Raw genomic sequence first — 18,141 nt, forward strand, 5'->3', positions numbered from 1 at the left:
GAAAGGACAGCCGAAATGGCTACCATTAACCTTCCCAATCTCGGACCTTCTGCCGGTTATCCCTCGCAGTCGTCCGACACCATCAACCCGGTTCTTGAAGGACTGATCGTCGGCGAAACGCCTGCGGTTGTGACTCAGGATATGCAGTTGGCGGAAAGCCAGACGCTCGAAGCCTACACCCCCGTTGGTTTCGATGCTGATGGCAACCTGGTCGCGGCCGTTATCGATACCGTGACGCCTGCAAACAGCATCGCGCCGATCGGCATCACGCTCTACGACATCACTGTCGCTGCGTCCACGAACCCCGGCGTTCCGATCTTGCGTGCCGGCTGCCTCGCCAAGCACCTGATCAACTGGCCCACCAGCTTCAGCACCGACGCGCTGAAATTCGCTGCGTTTGCCGGCGCCCCCACCCCCACGAACATCGTCGTCCGCGAAGTTTACTTCGGCTCGACTGTGGCCAACCCCTAATCGGAAAGGAACACCACCATGGCCATTGAGCTTTGGACTCCTCGCGATCTCTACGAGCTTCGCCAGAACGACCGCTACAAGGCGGTCCCGTCCTATTTCCTCGACACGTTCTTCACGCAGACGCACTACTCGGAAGACGGGACGATCCGCTTCGGCGATCTACCTGATTCCGATCGCTTCCTCGCGCCGTTCGTCCTGCCCTACGAACAGGGCAAGCCGACTCAGAACGCCAAGGCCGAGACGATCACGCAGATCACGGCGCCGTACATCAAGCTGAAGGATGCTGTTCGTCCGACCGATCTGAAGAACATCCGTCCTTCGGAAGTCTTCATCAACGCCGGCCGCACGCCGACGCTGGAAGAAAGGTTCGATCTGCGCGTGGCAGAAATCACCGAGCGCCATACTCGCATGATCGATGTGCGTGAAGCGTGGATGGCGGCTCGCGCTCTCATCGACGGCAAGGTCCAGATCGACTTTGACCGCGATCAGGGCACCGACCATCCTTCGGTCTTGCTCGACTTCGGTCGTGACTCCGGTCACACCATCACCAAGTCGGCTGACTACTGGAGCGTTGCCGGGACCGACATCCTCGGAGACCTGGAAACGTGGATGAATACGATGTATCTGGCGAGCGGCGGCGGTGCTGCATCCACGCTGATTGTCGGTGCCAAAGTGGCCCCGTACTTCCGCAAGAACACCGGCATCAAGGACGCCCTTGACACCCGCTACCGTGGCAATGACTCGGTACAGATGTCGCTCGGCATCCTGCGTACCGAGCAGCCGCTCAACTACCTCGGCCAGCTTGGTTCGGGCCTGAACGTCTACTCCTACAAGGATACCGTTGACGTTCCCGATGGTTCGGGCGGCAAGACCAAGGTTGATCTGCTCAACGAGAAGGACGTTCTGCTCGTTGCTCCTGGTGCGACCGGCGTGCGCTGCTACGGTGCGATCTACGACAACGCGGCCATCAAGAACGGCCTGTCGAACAGCCGCATCTTCGCGAAGATGTTCCGCACGGAAGACCCCGGCGAAGACTTCATCATGCACCAGTCTTCCCCGCTCCCGGTTCCGCTCTACCCGAACCGCACCCTCAAGGCTCGCGTTCTCGCGTAACCAGAGCCTCCCACAACGGCCCGATCAATCACGGTCGGGCCGTTTCTCACAATGGAGACAACCATGGAAATCAAAGCAATTCACACCATTCAGCGTTCGGTTTCGGCCAAGCCGCCTGTCATCAATGCCGGCGAGACTGCTATTCTCGAAGGCGAGGAACTGGATTTCGTTCTGCGCGTCGGCGCGGCTGTGCCGGTCAAGGGTTCCGATGAGCCTGTTGCTGAGGTTGATGCCAAGGCAGCGAAGAAGGCTGCCAAGGTGGCCGAGGCCGAGGCTAAGAAAGCAGCAGCCAAGCAGGCAGCGGAAGACGCAGCAGCCAAGCAAGCAGCGGAAGACGCAGCGGCCAAGGAATCCTCCGACGGGGAGAACCTGCTCTAAATGGCGAGTTGGCGCGAATTGAAGCGTTCGGCGCTTGCAGATATTCACCGGGCTTTCGAGATTCCGGCTGTTTATCTCACGCATGCTGCCGGCACGCCGGTTCGCGTCAACGTCCGTCTGCATCAAAAGCAGATCATCTCCGAGCAGATGATCGACGACTGGACGAGCGCGGGCAAACTGCTCGACATGACCGACCGCATTGTCTTCGACACGAAGGAAGTCGCTAAGGTTCTCGGCAAGTCCTACGTCATCTTTGGAAACTCCGAAGCATACCTCACCGGCCCAACCAAGCCGGAGCGAGACGGGTACATCTACGCAGAGGTCTCCGAGGTTTCTCAAGCTGACCTGACTGCATTTCTCGACACGGTAGACACGACTGGCCCCGAATGGGAAGGAATCCTTACGTGAGCGCCGCCGTCATCGTGGTCGAGTTCGATCAGTTCGACTTCGTTCCCGAAATGAATAACACGGTAGAACTGGCCCTGACCCGCGCGCTCAATCGCACGGCAGATCGCAGCAGGACGCGCTTTGCGCGCGCCGCGCGTGAACAGGTCAATTTCCCCGCGTCCTATCTGTCACCTTCGTCCAAGCGACTGTGGGTGAAGACGCGCGCTCGCAAGGGTGCCTTCCACACGCTGATCGAGGGTAGGGGTGTTCCTACTTCGCTCGCCCGCTTCACCAAGCAGAAGCCGCTCGCAGGCGGGCAACGACACAAAGGTGGTGAGATCAGAGTCAGCGTGAAGCCCGGTCGGGGCGGGACGATCAAACGCGCGTTCCTCATGCGCCTGAAGAACAACAACGTTGGGTTGGCCGTTCGTACCAATGGCGAAGCGCCGCGCGGTGCCTACCAGCCAAAGGCCATCGGCAAGAATTTGTGGCTGCTCTACGGCCCCTCGGTTGACCAGGCGCTTGCAGCCGCTTCCGACGGCGGCGGTATCTTCGACGAGATGACGCCCGAAGCCATGGACTTTCTAGAGGAAGAATTTAACCGTCAGATGGAGTTGCTGGATGGCTGATCCATTTCGCCTTCGCGTGCTAAAGGCCGTCTGCGAGCGAATCAAAGACGTGACTCCCGACAACGGATACGAGCACGATCTTTCCAACGGCACTGACGAGGCCGGTCGCCCTGCCGAACGCGTGTTCCGTGGACGTACTATTTACGGTGATAATGATCCGTTGCCGATGATCTCCGTGTTGGAAGACCCTCGCGCGATCGACCCGAACAATGGTTCCGGCACGTCGCCGGCCGCTGCAAATGAATTTCGTATCTTGGTTCAGGGCTTCGTTGAAGACGACAAGATGCATCCGCTTGATCCGGCATACAAACTGTCGGCCGAAGTGATCAAGGCACTCGTTGCCTCCAAGAAGGAACGCTACAATGTTCTAGGTCTTGGGCCAAAGGCGCCGTGCGTCATGAGCTTGTCGATAGGGCAACCGGTTCACCGTCCACCCGACGACGAGGTTAGTGCCGTCTCTTATTTCCTGTTCGGTGTGACGCTCACACTGGCAGAAAATCTAGAGACACCTTTCGTTTGATCTAAAATCAAGTTATAAGTGATTTTAGACGTACCCAGGAGAAATTGGACATGGACTTTCAATCGGAACACCTCACCATTCCGCGCGGAAAAATCTTCTTCGCGAAATACAATCCGGGTACGCAGGTCCCCGGCGCCTATCGCGAACTCGGCAACTGCCCGGAGTTCACGCTGACTCGTGACAGCGAGACGATTCAGCACTTTTCTTCGCAGGCGGGCCTCAAGGTTCTCGACGAGGAAATCAACATCGGCGCCACCATGAGCGGCGCGCTGACCACGGACGACATCAAGTCCGAAAACGTTGCCTACTTCTTCATGGGTGGCGTGAGCACAATCGCCGCAACTGCGCAGACCGATGTTTCCGAGACCTTCGAGACGGTCAAGGCCGGCGACGTGTACCAGCTTGGGCAGAGTGACACGGTTCCCTCCGGTGTTCGCTCGGTGACGATCACGACCGTTACTGACGGTGCGACGACCCCGGTGGCGCTGGTCGAAAATACGGACTACGAGGTCGATCTTGATCTCGGTCTTCTGACCGCGCTGAAGGATCAACTCAAAATCGTCGTCACCTACGACGTTGCCGCATCGACGCGCGAGCAGATCGTTGCCGGCGACACGCAGGTGGAAGGCGCTCTCAAGTTCGTTTCCTTTAACGCCCTTGGTGAGCAGGCCGACTACACAATGCCGCGCGCCCGTCTTTCGGCCAATGGCGATTTCGCTCTCGTCAACGACCCGGACTCCACCGCGTTTCAGACGATGCCGCTTTCGCTTGCCATTCTCAAGAAGGGCAATCTGGCGCTCGCCTACCGCGACGGTCGCGCCGTAGCGGCGTAAGGGCGAAGCTATGGATCAGTTGGAGACGCTGACAATCCCCACCGAGACCGTTGAGTTCAACGGGAAGACCTTTGAGGTTCGCGGTCTCGGCTTGGCCCAAATCACCTTCATCGTTCGACAGCACCGCGAAGTCGTCGCCGATCTGTATCAGCAAGCCATCAATGGCAAGATGACAGGATCGATCGAGGAAATCGCGTTGTCGATGATCGATGACTTCGTGCCGCTGGCATCGCTGGTCATCGCTTGCGGCATGGACTCGCCGAACAGCGCCGACAAGGCGGCGAAGTTGCCGCTCGCGGTGCAGGCACAGTTCCTCGAAAAGATCGTCTCGCTCACGCTGATGGGCGAAGGCGGGCTGGAAAAACTCATGGAGATCGTCGTTCGGGTGATGGAAGGCGCGGCGCGCATCACGCACCCGAAAACCTAGACAAATGGATAGAGGGTGTTCGGCGCCAGGTCAGCTTGTTGCTCGATCACGGACACCCAAACGCTCTGAGCTATCCAATTTGCAAGGTTTCTGAAGAAGCGAGTTTGGTGGTCAAACGCATCGACGCTCAAATGGCCACACAAATCTCCCTGATGCAGATGGCGCTCTCCAGCATTCCGAACATGAGTGTCAAAGAGAGTTTCACCAAGAAAGCCGCCAAGACCTTGACGAAATATCTGAAGGACATGATCGGTGGCGAATCGTGAAAGAGTCGTAGAGTTTGCCGTCAAGGCACGCGACGAATATTCCAAAGTCCTGAAGAACCTTGAGCAGCAGCAGAAGAAACTTTCTGCTGCTGCGAAGGCGTCTAATCGACTGGAGATCACAGGTGCTGCGAAGGCCGGACTTGCTGACGCGACTGCCGAATATGACCGTCTGATCTCCAGCATCAAGCGGTACAGCACCGTCATGGCAACGGCGCGCAAGACGGGGAACCTGTCTGCCGCAGAGATGCGTGAAGTCGCCGACGCTTTGAAGCTGACCGGTGTTCGTGCTGGCGAAGCTGCTCAGAAAATGGCAGCAGCCAAAGCCGCTTCGGAGTCAGTCCTCAAGACACAGATTCGCGCGAGCCTGAACAACCCGACGAAATCGGGTTATGCCGCGTTCATCCGCAATGCCGAAGGCGCGAAGGTTGAAAGCGCGGCGGTCGCTACCACGGCCACGCAGTTGAACAAGCTCGCCGTAGCGAGCAAGAATGCTTCCACGCAGCAGAACACTCTCAAAAGCCGCATGGACGCGGCCACGAATTCTATGCGCCGTCAGCGCGTCAGCGGCGGTTCCGGCAATAAGAATAAGGGCCTCAAGGGCAACGCGCAGGACGTAGAGATTTACGGCCTGAAGCCGTGGCAATTGACCAACCTCGGCTACCAGGTCAACGACGTTGTGTCGGGCCTCGCCATGGGGCAGCGCCCGCTGCAGATTCTATCGCAGCAGGCGGGACAATTCGTCCAAATCTGGCCGAACGTCATGGTGTCGCTGGCGAAGTCCATTCCGGTTATCGCTGGTGTGACTGCCGTGCTGACGCCGTTCGTGGTGGCTGCCATGCGGATGCACGACACGGCCGAATCCGTCCGCATCTTCTCATCGCAACTCGCTCTCTCGGCCGATGGCGCCGATTACAGCGCCGAGAAACTGGCCAAATACGCCGATCAGGTCACAGACCTTGGCGTGAAGATGAAGGACGCTCGCACGATTATCGGCGAGTTCGCAAAGGCTGGCATCGATAGCTCTAACTTCAATTCGCTTGCCAAGATGGCCAAGCAGTTGAGCGATATTAGCGGAGATAGCGTTGCTGACAGCGCGAAGAAACTTTCGACCGCTTTCACTGGTACGGTCAAGGACGTTCGCGATCTCGACAAGGAACTAAATTTCCTCACCGCATCGCAACTGGATAGCATTTACGCGATGGACGAAGCCGGCGACCGTACCGGCGCTCTTGCTTTGGCGCAAGATATACTGCGCGGAAAGCTTGCCTCCACGGTGAAGGAGTCCGGTGAGTGGGGTCAGGCAGTAGATTCGCTCGGAGACGCTTGGGATAAATTCATCAAGTCCGTTCAACAGTCGGGCGTTATCGAACTCGCTGCAAAGGGTCTCGACATTCTGGCCAAGGCAGCACAAGCCGCCGCCGATGGCGTCAATGGCCTGCAGATGCCGCATTTCAAGAACGCTGTCACCGACGCACAGCGGCTCGCCAACCTCAATCAGCAGATTCTCCAGTTGCGTTCGACGCAATCTGGCGGGATCACCGACCTCGCTGGAAATTCTTTCGGTGGTGCCGGCGACGAACTGAAGTCTCTCGAAGCAGAACGTGACGTTCTGCTCAAGAAAGTGAGTGCTCGTCAGGAAGAATTGCAGGCGATCAAGGACGGTTCCGCCGAGCAGAAGAAGTCGGACGAACAGAGCGAGTCGAAGCAAAAGGCCATCAACGACATTCTGCACGATCAGATTGAGACATTGGATAAGAAGGCCGAAACTGCCGGCCTGACCAACCGTGCGCTGTTCGTCGAGCAGGCAGCACAGGAAGCCCTCAACCGCGCCAAGAAGGAAGGTTTGGACCTCACCAAGAAGACCCTCGAAGCCATCAAGGATCAGGCCGGGGCGACCTACGATCAAATTCAGGCGGCGAAATACGTCAACGGCGAAGGTACGAGCGCCCTAGCCAAGAAGATCGTCGGCGCGGAATACGGTAACGGCTCCAAATACAAGAACGATAATTCCAGCGCGAGCGGTGCGGGGCAGTTTATCGCCTCGACGTGGCTGGCGATGTTCAAGAAGTATTTCCCCGACCGTGCGGCCGGTCTCGTGCAGACTATGGGGAAGGCTGCGGGCGAAAAATACATCCTCGATCTGCGCAAGGACGCCAAACTGTCCGAAGCCATGGTCGAGCGTTACATCCAAGAGAACTCCCGTGTGCTCCAGAAGGCAGGCGTGGCGGTCAACGACGCATCGCTCTACCTCGCTCACTTCCTTGGCCCGCAGGGCGCGGTGAACCTCCTTCGTGCGTCTCCCACCGACGCTGTGTCGGGCATTCTCGGTCAAGACCAGATCAACGCCAACAAGAGCATCCTGCAGAACAAGACTGCGGGGCAGGTGGTCGAGTGGGCCAAGCAGAAGATGAACCTGACCAACGCCGAGTTGGAAACGACCGGGCGATTGGTCGAACTCGACGCCGAGCGTGCGAAGAAAAGCGAGAAGTACCTTGCCGACTATCAGCAGCGCGTGGAGACGCAGCGCCAAGAACTCGACTTGATGAGCAAATCGGCGCGCGAGCAGGCGATCGCGAAAGCCATCCGAGCCGAGGAACTGAAGGCGAAAGCTGCAGGTCTCGAACTGACCAAGGAGCAACGCGCCGAAACCGCTGCGCTCGCCGCGAAAGAGTTCGACCGGAAGAACGTGAACTTGGAAGTCAACCAGCTTCTTGAACAGCGTCGTGCGTTGTTCGAGTCGTTGCAGATCGCGCAGCAGGCGGGCGACCAGACGAAGGTTGTCGCGGTTGTCGGTCAGATCAGCGACGTTGAAACCAAGCTGAACGCGGCAATCGAAAAAGCTATCCAGTTTTGGCAGGCAATCGGTGGCCCCGGTGCTGATCAGGCCATCATGCAGTTGCAGAACTTGCAGGCAGGTATCGGCGCGGCTACGGCCAAGATCGAGAATCAGTTTCTCCCGAAGGCGGAAGAAATCAACGAGAAACTGGCCGACGTTGGTGGCAACGCATTCAGCGCATTCGCCCAGGCTCTTGCCAATGGCGAGAATGCAGCCAAAGCCTTCTTCAACGCACTCTTGCAAGGTCTCGCTGACTTCATGATCGAGATTGGCAAGGCCATCATCAAACAGGCTTTGTTCAACGCTCTGTCCGGTGGCGGCGGTGCGGGCGGATCGGGCGGCATCGGCGGTCTTATCGGTGGTGCGATCAGTTCGATCTTCCATAGCGGCGGTATCGTCGGTCGCACCAATGCCCCCACCCGCATGGTAAATCCGGCAATCTTCGCCAACGCTCAACGCTTCCACACGGGCGGCATTGCTGGTCTTGGGCCGCGAGAACGGCCGATCATCGCCATGGATGACGAGGAAATCATTCGCCGCGACGATCCGCGTCACGTCCTCAACGGTGGCGGCCGGGGCACGGCGGTCAACCTGAAGAACGTCAACGTCTTCGATCCGGCAGACGTGGTTGAGGCTGCGCTGCAATCATTGGCGGGCGAGAAGGTGATGATCAACTTCCTCACCCGAAACTCGCGCAAGGTGAGCGCCGCGATCCAAGGATAGCGGTTGCAAACTTTCACTTTTAAAGGTAAATTCCACTCAAACAGTGAAAGTTTGCGATGCCGCCCGTCTTTCTCCCCATCGTTCCGAACTGGCAGAACGGTGTTCGAGACACCTACGAGTTCAAGACCGATGTGTTCGTCTCGCGTGACGGGACGGAGCAGCGGCGTTCGCAGCGCGTCCAACCTCGGCGCAGCATTACCGCTGCCGTGCTGCTTGACGGCGACCGGTTGCGTGTCTTTTCCGATGCGATCAACGCGGCGAAAGACGGCAAAGTTCAGGTAGCCGACTTCTCGGCTGACGGAGCGGTGTTGACCGAGACCGTAGCCGACGGTGCCACGGTGCTGAAGGTCGATCACGTTCCCGCTTGGTTGACCGGTAGCCAGCCGGCCGTGCTGCTGACGGGGCGCAAGGCGCAGAAGGTCGGGGTTGATTTCATATCCGGCAATCAAGTGATCCTCACCGCTGGTGTCAAGGGTGCTGTGGGCTTCGGTGCCCAACTTCTCCCCATGTTGCCTGCCGTTCTCTCCGCAACAACGAGCACGAGCGTCTATACCAATCTCGTTTCCACGTCATCGCTCACCCTTCAGGTCGAACCGGGAACAGTAACACGCGAGGCCGATCCACTGCCCGCCGACAGTTCCCCAACATCAGAAACCAAGCAGGTAATCGGCCCCGCCGCGATCTTCTATGGACGGTATGCGTTGCTGCGGAAGCCGAACTACCTGCAACAACCACAAGTGGCTTTCAATCTCGCGTATGAGTCCGTCGATTACGACCGTGGCGTGGTCAAGACCTTCGCGCCTGTGCCGTTGGTGTCACGCACGCTGACGGCGACCTACATGGGCGTTTCCCATGCCGAAACAATGGCCCTGCTGGACATCTTCGTCCGCGCCAAGGGCAGGGCGGGTGAAATCTATGTGCCTACGTGGGGCAATGACTTCCCGCCGATCCTGTCGATCATCGACAACAAGATCATGGTGGATGATCCCAACTTCACCAACACCTACGGCGATGACCGGGCACACAAGGCAATCCTGATCCGCAAGAAGGACGGCACGCTCCACCCGTTCGAGATTCGTTCGATGACCTTTTCCGGTGGGAACAGCGTCATCGTCACCGACAACAATGTCTCCGTTGCACCGAGCGACGTTGAGGCGGTGTCTTGGATGTTCGTCTCCCGCTTCGCACAGGACAGTTTGACGTTAGAGTGGCGCACGAACGGCGTGGCCAACATCACCTTGTCATTCACCACCCTCGCGAACCTGGCCGCCGAAGACAGCTACGGCAGCAATTGGATTCTCGCAACAGGTTACTGGCGCGACGGCGGTATCTGGCAAGACGCTGCTGTGTGGGAGGATTGACGTGACCGTCACAGTCGATCCAATCGCCAACGGTGAATCCGGTGCCAGCGTCCGCGACAAACTGAACACGCTCATCCTCGGAGCCAGTTCCGGTGCATTCGGTGTCGTGACGCCGGAAGACCTCGAAGCACTTATCGACACGACCCCACCTGCCGTTCCGAACGGTCTTGAAATGTCGTCTGTGTTGACGCCCGCTGCCGTGATGACGGTCGCATGGGACTTCAACAGCGAGAGCGATTTTCTCTACTACGATTTGCAGGTGCGGGAAGAAAACGGGCCGTGGGTCAGTTATCAGACATCGAGCACCAGCCAAACCGTGCCTGTTCGCCCAAATGTCACCTACACGGCAAGAATACGCGCGGTTGATAAGTCGGGCAACGCCTCGCTCTACAGCGATGAAGTCTCGCACACCGTTGCGCGCGACACCATTCCACCGGCGGCGCCGATCGGCCTGAAGGTGTCGGCCGGCATCGGCACGGCATGGCTCAAATGGACAGCGAATACCGAAGCCGATCTATCCTTCTACGAGGTCTATGAGAGCAATAGTCCGACGACCCCGTTGCCGAGCGATGACGCGACGTACAAGACCATCACCGGCACGTCGTTTGTCCACACCGGCTTGGCCGATGAAATCACGCTACATTTTTGGGTGCGGGCTGTCGATACGTCCGACAATCGGTCTCCATGGAGCGCCGGCAAAAGCCTAACTACATCGAAGCTGCCGAAGCCCTTCACCGTCACGACCGACGTTCTGTTTCAACCGGGCGCGGATGAGGTCAACCGTCTTTCGTGGACTGCGGGTTCGATCACGTTCGGAGTTCCCGGCGAGACGCCAACCACGCTTGCTGTCGCCGCAGGACACGTCGATTGGTCGGCGGATGACGTGTACGTCTACTACGTCCCAGGTGACACGGTTCTCAAGACAACGACAAACCTGCCTGCGGTCTACAGTGCCGAGGGGGTCATCCTCGGTCTATATAAGGGCGGCTATGATTTCCAGCTTGTCATGGGCAAGGCGCTCATTGACGGCGGAACGATCATCGGCCGCACCATTGGCGCCGATCAACTGGTCACAGATCAAGCGGTCATCACCGGCACAGCGCAGATCGCCGACGCGATCATCACCAATGGCAAAATTGTCAATCTCGACGTGTCGAAACTGGTGGCTGCCGACGTTACATCCAACAACGTGCTCGTCGGCCTGGTCAATGGCGCTTCAGTCAAGATTGCGCCAGGTCAAATTCAGATTTCCGGCAGCGCCACGCTATCAAGTTGGATCGACGGTGGTGACACGACTGCCATCAACGGCGCGAAGATCGCCACGGGCACGCTGCTTGCCACGTCTGCTGTCTTCGGGATGCGCAACATCACGACAGATGGTTTGCAGTTCGAACACAACAAGCCGGCAGTGAATCAACTGTCGTGGACATCCTTCACGATGAAATACATCGGCGACGATGGTAACATTGCCTCTCGCAACGTCACTGCCGGTTCCCTGACGTGGAGCAGCGGGACGGTCTACGTCTATTACGTGATGGGCGCGACCGCGCTCGCCTCGACCACAAACACGGCGACGGCGTTTCAATCCGACCGCATCATTCTCGCCGTGTATCGCGGCGGCACCGATCTCGTGAGCGACTACGGTCGCACGATCATCGACGGCTCACACGTCAAGACCGGCACGCTCACCGCAGACAAAGCAGACATTGCCACGTTCAGGACTAACATTCTGACAGCAGGTTCCATCTCAACAACAATGCTGGCATCCGGCATTGTCACGGCGTCGAAGATGAGCGTGTTCCCGTCCTCGACGATCGTGAGTTTCGATCCTACGTTTGCGGACGCCGCCGCCTGGACGCAGGATGGGTGGGCGGTCATCAATACCAGCGGAACCTACAATTCCGGTCGAGCACTTGATAAGACCGGCAATGGTTCTACTTTTTGGGACAACAAGTGGCCGATTAATCCGCGCAAGGACTACGAACTCGACCTGATTGTTTGGCAGTCTGACGCGACCAGTACATTTTATGGTGTGTGGCGTTTCTACGACTACGCCGGCAACATCATCAAGGACGCGCAAACCGGGTGGCCATCGCAGAACCTCACGTCAGGCAATTTTTATCATCCATCTAACGCCACTACGACCGGCTACCAGCAATTCAAATTGCCGATCGGTCCGACCGGCACAGCCTCAATTCCATCTAACGCAGTCTATGCGTCGTTCGGTATTCTTGCCGACTACGGCCTGGTTGGCTCTAGAACAATCATCGCCCGCGCATGGATGAGCGAAATGGTGCCCGGAACGCTTGTCGTTAAGGGCACCATCACGGCTGACCGCATGAACGTCACCAATCTGTCGGCGATATCCGCCGACCTCGGCGCTGTGACCGCAGGCTCCATCAACATCAATAACAAGTTCCTGGTGGCCAGTGACGGCACCGTGACGATCCGTGAGGCAACGACCGGTGCGCGTCTCGAAATCACCAGTGATCACATTCTGCTCGTGGACAACACCTGATGGCCAATCGCGTCCTGCTCGGAAACTTCAATGGCGACTACAAGGTCAGGATTTCGCGTCCTGGGTTCGACGTTATGGATGCGAATCTGAATAACAATCAGTTGTCGTTCACGAGTGATAGCCCTGAAATCGGACGGATAGTACAAAGGGGCATGATCAATCTAGTCCCCGCTGGATATGATGATATATCCGATGTAACGGTAAATTTCGGTGTTACTTACGCGGAGATACCTATTGTTCTGGCCTTCGTAAACAACAACGGGAAATACCTCTGCATAAATACATTAACATCAGATTGGCAAGACAATGGGTGGCCGGATTGTGGTGTTATTGTCACTACAACATCCTGCACTTTTACCGTCCATTATGGGGGTAGCAAACCTGTTTCGTATTTCGTGATTGGGAATACCATTTGAATGAGCAATAGATTATTAATAGGAAATAGGGCGAGCGGCGGTGCTGGCCTTTTCATAAGTAAACCAACTTTTGACGTGATGACAGATTTGGAAGAAAATCTGTTGTGGTCGTCGAACTATTCTGAATTGCAATTTATTTCATCGGGGCAAATAACTCTTGGGCCAAATGCCTCTACGATCATATATGTTCCATCTAATCTAGGATACAAACCAGCAATTCTGGTGGTGTGTAATCCGTCTATGATAGATTCCGGGGGATATGCCCTTGTGTCGCCAAAGATACTGTGGGTAAGGTATGATTCCGCAACGCAAATAAGCTTAATTAACGGGCCGTACTATACAAATTCTTTCAGCTACGGAATTACAAGGATTCCGTCAGATGTCTAATCGTTTAATTATATCTCAGGATTATGTGAAGGTTTCAAAACCTGGCGCGGATGTTTTTACCGCTCAAGATAAAGACCTTAATTTTAGTTCGGATTGGGCAGCATCACCTATATCGCTTAAAGGAACGTTTTATATATCCAGCAACAGAACCCATTCTGTGTCGTTCGGAAAAACGTTTTCTAACGTTCCTCTAACGTTGTTCCGGGCTTATGGGAATCATCCGTATAATCATGGTGTTTACATATGGTGCGGAAACGTAATCACTGTAATTTTTAATGGTGAAAAAAATAGACCGTGGTATAAAATCAAGATATTCAATAATAGATTTGAATTTAACTACTCTCAGGGGGATCAGATGCGAGTAGATTACTATATGTGGGACATCGACTTAATCTAAGGAGACAAAATTGATCATTGAACACGATGAACAAGGTAGAATATTCCATATCATCAGCGATCCTGTGATGCCTGAAGTGCTCGAAGCATATCTCGCGCGAGGCGCGCTATCATTTGAGCCAAAGCCCGGAGCACCGATTCAGGCTCGCACGATGCAGGGTGAAGCCATCGTCGATGAAGACGGAAATCCCGTGATGACCAACGGTTCGTCTATCCTCGCCAAGTGCGATATCCAGAGTGACTACATCAGGGACGGCCAGATTACGCCGCGCCCACTGTGTCCCGCAACGGTTGTCGTCAGCGGCCGCCGCATCACGATTAAGGACGCACCGAAAGGTTCGACCTTCGCTGCCGAAATCGAGGACGTGGAATACCCGCTCGATGACACCACGGTCGAACTCGACGAAGCCGGCCCGCTCACGATCATCATCAACCCGCCGTTCCCGTACATGGAGGCTCGTCATGACCTTGAAATTATGTAGGTCGGCAGTCCTTTTGCCGCAGGCAGAGAGGAAGGTAGACGAACACTTCTCGAAGCAGATCAACGCGCTTATTGGACCATTCGGCGTTCTTCATGCTGTAAAGCGGTTGCAGGCCGAGTTTGGCGGCGCCCTGGTGGATGGCGACCGCGAAGACATTCTGGCGCGCGCTGCTGAGCAGGACGCGGCTATAGCTATCCTTGACAAACAGCGCCGTGGAATTAAGGCCCGTCTGCGCGCCGCTAAAACTTCTATCGAGATCAACGCGATACTCGGAGAACTCGGATGAGCTTCGACACGCTTGAAGACAGCCGCTACAGCGCGCAGCCCGTTCACCTCTATCTCATCCGTGGTGCGGAAGGCACTATCGGACCGCTCGGCCTGAACGACGGCGAATCGGTTATCGTCCGTGACGGCGTGACCTATCAGCCGTGGCCCATAAAGTGCGGCGACATCACACAGGATGGCACACTCGACAAGTCCGACATCAAGGTCACGCTGGCACTTGGTACTGAAGTCGATGAACTGTTTCTCGCCTACCCGCCGAGTCAAGTGGTCAACCTGGTAATCTTCGAAGGACACGTCAACGACACGGTGACGCTGGAGAATTACCCGGCCGTATGGATGGGTCGCATCACCGGTGCAGCCAACACGCAGAACGAAATTGAACTGTCGTGTGTACCTGTCTCAACTTCGATCAAACGCGTCGGGTTGCGTGTCAACTATCAAATCGGTTGCCCTCATGTGCTCTACGGCGAAGCCTGCCGTGCCAACAAGGCCGCTGCGACCGTCTCTCGTAACGCAACGGAAATTCACCGCAATCGAATCACGATTGACGCCACGGTCAACGGAACGGGCGCCGATGCGACCGCTGTCGGGCAGCGTTACGTTGGTGGGTTGCTGGAATGGACGGACACGGCAACAGGCCGCTACGAAATCAGGACCATCTCGGCTATCACCAACGGGGGCACGGTCGTCACCATTCGCGGTTCGACGCGCGGTATCGGGGTGGGAACTACGTTATCGGTGGTGCGCGGTTGTAATCGACAGATGACGGGGTGCAATACGCACAACAACATTCACAACTACGGCGGGCAACCTTTCATACCGCTTGAGAACCCGCTGTCGCAGAAGAATCAGTTCTATTAACCCCTCTATTAAAATCACTTATAAAGTGATACTGTCGGCCAAATGGTGTTTTTCCTTTTCCCCTTGTTGGTCCAACTTGTCATTGGCATTGCCTTTCAGGCGATCGGCTACTTGCTCATGCCGAAGCCGAAAGAAGACAAGCCGACCGAAGTTCAGGATATGGATGATCCGACGGCCGAAGCCGGTCGTCCTATCCCGGTTGTCTTCGGCGAGATGGAAGTGACGGGAATCAATGTTCTGTGGTTTGGCGACAAGGCCACAATAACGAAGAAGATAGACGTATGAGCGCCGACCCATTCATCACGATTGGAGATATGCGGCGCATCTATTGCGTGCGAGGCGTAAAGCGCGCCTTCGCCGACATGGAATTGGACTTTCCGGCGTTCCTGCGTCACGGCATTCGTGCGTCAGCCATACGCGGACGCGGTTACGATGCAATGCTCGATCGCGTGCTTGACTCAATGAGGTCACACGATGGGCGGTAGCAAACAGGGAAAAATGGAAGTCCATGAGTATTCAATGTCGATTCACGTCGGCATCGCGGCTTATGGCGAAGGGATTCAATTATTGCGCCTGAAATATGGCGACAAGGAAATGTGGAATGGCTCGCTCACCGCTGCCGAAACTTTCTCGATTGCACAGCGATCACTGTTTGGTGGTCTGAAGAAAGAAGGTGGTGTTGCCGGCCTCGCTTGGTGGCTCCCTGGCGATTCAAGTCAGACGGTGCCGGAAACTCTTGCCAAAAAACTCGGCTTGACGACCGCCACTTGTCCGGGTTTCCGTGGTTTGTCGAGCGTATTCTTCACCGGCAATCGAGGCATCGACACTTCAGACGGCACCGTTTGGGGCGATATTATCTCACAATTGCGCAGCGTCATTGGAACCAAGGGTTTCTATTGGGGCGCAAACAACCCGTATCTGCGCAAGATCAGCGCCCGAGTTCGTCGGCCGTCAATAGGACTGGACCCGGCAATTGCCCTTATCCGCATGCCAGACGACTCAAAAAATCGTCCGCAATATGCGTCCAACCCCTCGCACATGATCTACGAGTGCCTGGTAAACAAACATTGGGGCATGGGGGAGAACCCCGATCTGATCGACAAGACCACATTCGAAGCATGTGCTCAGACTCTCTACAACGAGCAGTTTGGCCTCAACATGATATGGACACGCCAGAGCGAAATCGGCAAGTTCATCGGTGAAATTCTCGATCATGTTCAGGGCGCGCTGTTTGTCCACCCGGCTACCGGTAAACACACGCTCAAGTTGCTTCGCGCCGATTATGACGTTGACCAGGTTCCTGAAATCAATCCGAGCAATGCGACCCTAAGTACATTCCGCCGCAAGGCATGGGGAGAAATCTCCAACGAGGTCGTCGTGACGATGAGCAATTCGGAGAGCGGGCAGGAAGCAACCGTTTCCGCGCAAGACCTTGCCGGTATCGCGGCTGAAGGCGGTGTCATCTCATCGTCGAAAAATTACTACGGCGTCACGTCGCAACCATTGGCAATCAAGCTGGCCGAGCGCGATCTCGCAGCAGCGGTCAATCCAATCGCCACTTGTGATGCCACCGTGGACCGTACATTTTGGGATACCGTCACTTCCGACGTGGTGACGCTCTCGTGGCCGGAATACAACATCGAACGAATCGTGTTCCGCGTTGCCGAGGTAACGAAAAATCGAAGCACTGTTACACTCAGTCTGTATGAGGATATTTTCGGTCTCGACCTGGCTTCCTATCTTTCGCCGGGCGACACCGAATGGATCAATCCTTCGCAGCCCCCAACACCCGCGTCTTACTATCAGATGGGGACGTTGCCGGCGTACATGATGACATCGGCATTGGAACTAGATAGCCCCGCAGATTTCGTGTACCCGGAAGTTATCAGTTCGGTGGTCGTTGGTCCCGACAGCGATGATGATGTCAGTTACAATCTCGTCACCTACGCGGCTGATGTTAACGGCACGGTGTCGCAGACCGACATCGGCACCAAATCTTATAAAGGCACATGGGCGTTCCTTGACGCGCTGCCGGCCGAAGCCACGACCACGCTCGCCGATCTTCCGGGGCTGAGGGGTCTAGTGCCGGAAGCGGGCGACTTCATTCTCATCGGAACAGGACCGGATGAGCAGACGGAGCTTTGCACGGTGCAGTCCGTCACGGACGGCACCTACGTGCTGAATCGCGGCATGCTCGATACCGTGCCGCAAGACTGGCCGATTGGTAGTCGCGCTTTTGTTATTCCCGCGATGTCAACGGCGGAGCAAAATCAGGCCATTGGGCGGCGCAAAAGTAGGCCACTTCGCGCCGCAAGTGGGGAACGTCGGGAGGGCGTAGCCCGACCAGAGTTTCCCGCTTGCGGCGTCGGCGATTTTTGTGAGGGTTTCAGCCAGCCTTTCGGGCGCGGCTTTGAGCGAGACGGTAGCTATCGCCGTTCATCTCGAGAATGTTGACGTGGTGGGTGATGCGGTCGAGCAGAGCGCCGGTCAGGCGTTCCGACCCCAGCGTTTCCGTCCATTCGTCAAAAGGAAGATTGCTGGTGATCAGGGTCGCACCGCGCTCGTAGCGTTGCGAGATCAGCTCGAACAGCAATTCTGCCCCGGTCTTGGAGAGCGGCACGAAGCCGAGCTCATCGATGATGAGGAGCTTGTAGCCAGCCGTCTGCTTCTGGAAGCGTAGCAGACGCCGTTCGTCGCGGGCCTCCATCATCTCGCTGACCAGGGCGGCAGCGGTAATGAAGCCGACGGGAAGGCCCTTCTGACACGCCGCCAGGCCGAGGCCGAGCGCGACATGGGTCTTGCCCGTGCCGCTGGGACCGAGCGCGATGACGTTCTCGCGGCGCTCGATCCAT

At 56.6% G+C, this 18,141-nt stretch carries 19 protein-coding genes; 18 read left to right on the forward strand and 1 reads right to left on the reverse strand.

The window, feature by feature from the left end; genetic code table 11:
• Positions 1 to 15: 15 nt before the first annotated feature.
• The 18 genes from BFN67_RS11215 (at position 16) to BFN67_RS11300 (ending at position 17,743) form a co-directional block, all read left to right on the forward strand.
• A complete protein-coding gene (locus BFN67_RS11215) occupies positions 16 to 471 on the forward strand; it encodes a head decoration protein (RefSeq protein WP_080919700.1) in 456 nt (151 codons plus the stop codon).
• 18 nt (positions 472 to 489) lie between these two features.
• Positions 490 to 1,584: a major capsid protein gene (locus BFN67_RS11220; protein ID WP_080919701.1), complete on the forward strand. Its 1,095-nt coding sequence runs from the start codon at positions 490 to 492 to the stop codon at positions 1,582 to 1,584.
• Positions 1,585 to 1,647: 63 nt separating this feature from the next.
• Positions 1,648 to 1,962 (forward strand): hypothetical protein, encoded by a 315-nt coding sequence (locus tag BFN67_RS24525; RefSeq protein WP_192856809.1) that lies wholly within the window; start codon positions 1,648 to 1,650, stop codon positions 1,960 to 1,962.
• Complete coding sequence (locus BFN67_RS11230) at positions 1,963 to 2,370, forward strand: hypothetical protein (RefSeq protein ID WP_080919702.1); 408 nt, start codon at positions 1,963 to 1,965, stop codon at positions 2,368 to 2,370.
• A complete protein-coding gene (locus tag BFN67_RS11235; RefSeq protein ID WP_080919703.1) occupies positions 2,367 to 2,978 on the forward strand; it encodes a hypothetical protein in 612 nt (203 codons plus the stop codon). Before BFN67_RS11230 ends, BFN67_RS11235 begins: the two co-directional genes overlap by 4 nt.
• The gene (locus tag BFN67_RS11240; protein WP_080919704.1) at positions 2,971 to 3,498 is read left to right on the forward strand and encodes a hypothetical protein; all 528 of its coding nucleotides are present in this window, start codon (positions 2,971 to 2,973) and stop codon (positions 3,496 to 3,498) included. Before BFN67_RS11235 ends, BFN67_RS11240 begins: the two co-directional genes overlap by 8 nt.
• Before the next feature lie 50 nt (positions 3,499 to 3,548).
• Positions 3,549 to 4,331 (forward strand): phage tail tube protein, encoded by a 783-nt coding sequence (locus BFN67_RS11245; RefSeq protein WP_080919705.1) that lies wholly within the window; start codon positions 3,549 to 3,551, stop codon positions 4,329 to 4,331.
• Between the two features lie 10 nt (positions 4,332 to 4,341).
• Complete coding sequence (locus BFN67_RS11250; RefSeq protein ID WP_139789139.1) at positions 4,342 to 4,758, forward strand: phage pre-tape measure protein; 417 nt, start codon at positions 4,342 to 4,344, stop codon at positions 4,756 to 4,758.
• Between the two features lie 38 nt (positions 4,759 to 4,796).
• Entirely contained in the window at positions 4,797 to 5,024 is a 228-nt protein-coding gene (locus tag BFN67_RS24005; protein ID WP_139789140.1) for a hypothetical protein, read from the forward strand.
• A complete protein-coding gene (locus tag BFN67_RS11255) occupies positions 5,011 to 8,583 on the forward strand; it encodes a phage tail length tape measure family protein (protein WP_080919707.1) in 3,573 nt (1,190 codons plus the stop codon). Before BFN67_RS24005 ends, BFN67_RS11255 begins: the two co-directional genes overlap by 14 nt.
• Positions 8,584 to 8,639: 56 nt before the next feature.
• Positions 8,640 to 9,944 (forward strand): hypothetical protein, encoded by a 1,305-nt coding sequence (locus BFN67_RS11260; protein ID WP_080919708.1) that lies wholly within the window; start codon positions 8,640 to 8,642, stop codon positions 9,942 to 9,944.
• 1 nt (position 9,945) lies between these two features.
• The gene (locus BFN67_RS11265; protein ID WP_080919709.1) at positions 9,946 to 12,462 is read left to right on the forward strand and encodes a phage tail protein; all 2,517 of its coding nucleotides are present in this window, start codon (positions 9,946 to 9,948) and stop codon (positions 12,460 to 12,462) included.
• On the forward strand, positions 12,462 to 12,878 hold the full coding sequence (locus BFN67_RS11270; RefSeq protein ID WP_080919710.1) for a hypothetical protein: 417 nt from the start codon (positions 12,462 to 12,464) through the stop codon (positions 12,876 to 12,878). The genes BFN67_RS11265 and BFN67_RS11270 overlap by 1 nt, the downstream gene beginning before the upstream one ends.
• Positions 12,879 to 13,672: 794 nt before the next feature.
• Positions 13,673 to 14,143, forward strand: coding sequence for a hypothetical protein (locus BFN67_RS11275; protein ID WP_080919711.1), 471 nt, complete (start codon positions 13,673 to 13,675; stop codon positions 14,141 to 14,143).
• Positions 14,124 to 14,429, forward strand: coding sequence for a hypothetical protein (locus tag BFN67_RS11280; protein ID WP_139789141.1), 306 nt, complete (start codon positions 14,124 to 14,126; stop codon positions 14,427 to 14,429). Before BFN67_RS11275 ends, BFN67_RS11280 begins: the two co-directional genes overlap by 20 nt.
• On the forward strand, positions 14,426 to 15,289 hold the full coding sequence (locus tag BFN67_RS11285; protein ID WP_080919713.1) for a phage BR0599 family protein: 864 nt from the start codon (positions 14,426 to 14,428) through the stop codon (positions 15,287 to 15,289). The genes BFN67_RS11280 and BFN67_RS11285 overlap by 4 nt, the downstream gene beginning before the upstream one ends.
• A gap of 42 nt (positions 15,290 to 15,331) precedes the next feature.
• The gene (locus tag BFN67_RS11290) at positions 15,332 to 15,574 is read left to right on the forward strand and encodes a hypothetical protein (RefSeq protein WP_080919714.1); all 243 of its coding nucleotides are present in this window, start codon (positions 15,332 to 15,334) and stop codon (positions 15,572 to 15,574) included.
• Between the two features lie 189 nt (positions 15,575 to 15,763).
• Positions 15,764 to 17,743, forward strand: a complete 1,980-nt coding sequence (locus BFN67_RS11300; protein ID WP_080919716.1) for a phage tail protein — start codon at positions 15,764 to 15,766, stop codon at positions 17,741 to 17,743.
• On the opposite strand, the gene BFN67_RS11305 is transcribed toward BFN67_RS11300, so the two are convergent.
• Positions 17,676 to 18,141: ATP-binding protein (locus BFN67_RS11305; RefSeq protein WP_139789142.1), on the reverse strand; the 466-nt coding region annotated here is incomplete at its 5' end. The genes BFN67_RS11300 and BFN67_RS11305 overlap by 68 nt on opposite strands.

This window comes from Manganibacter manganicus (assembly GCF_002075885.1).
Taxonomy (GTDB): Bacteria; Pseudomonadota; Alphaproteobacteria; order Rhizobiales; family Rhizobiaceae; genus Mesorhizobium; species Mesorhizobium manganicum.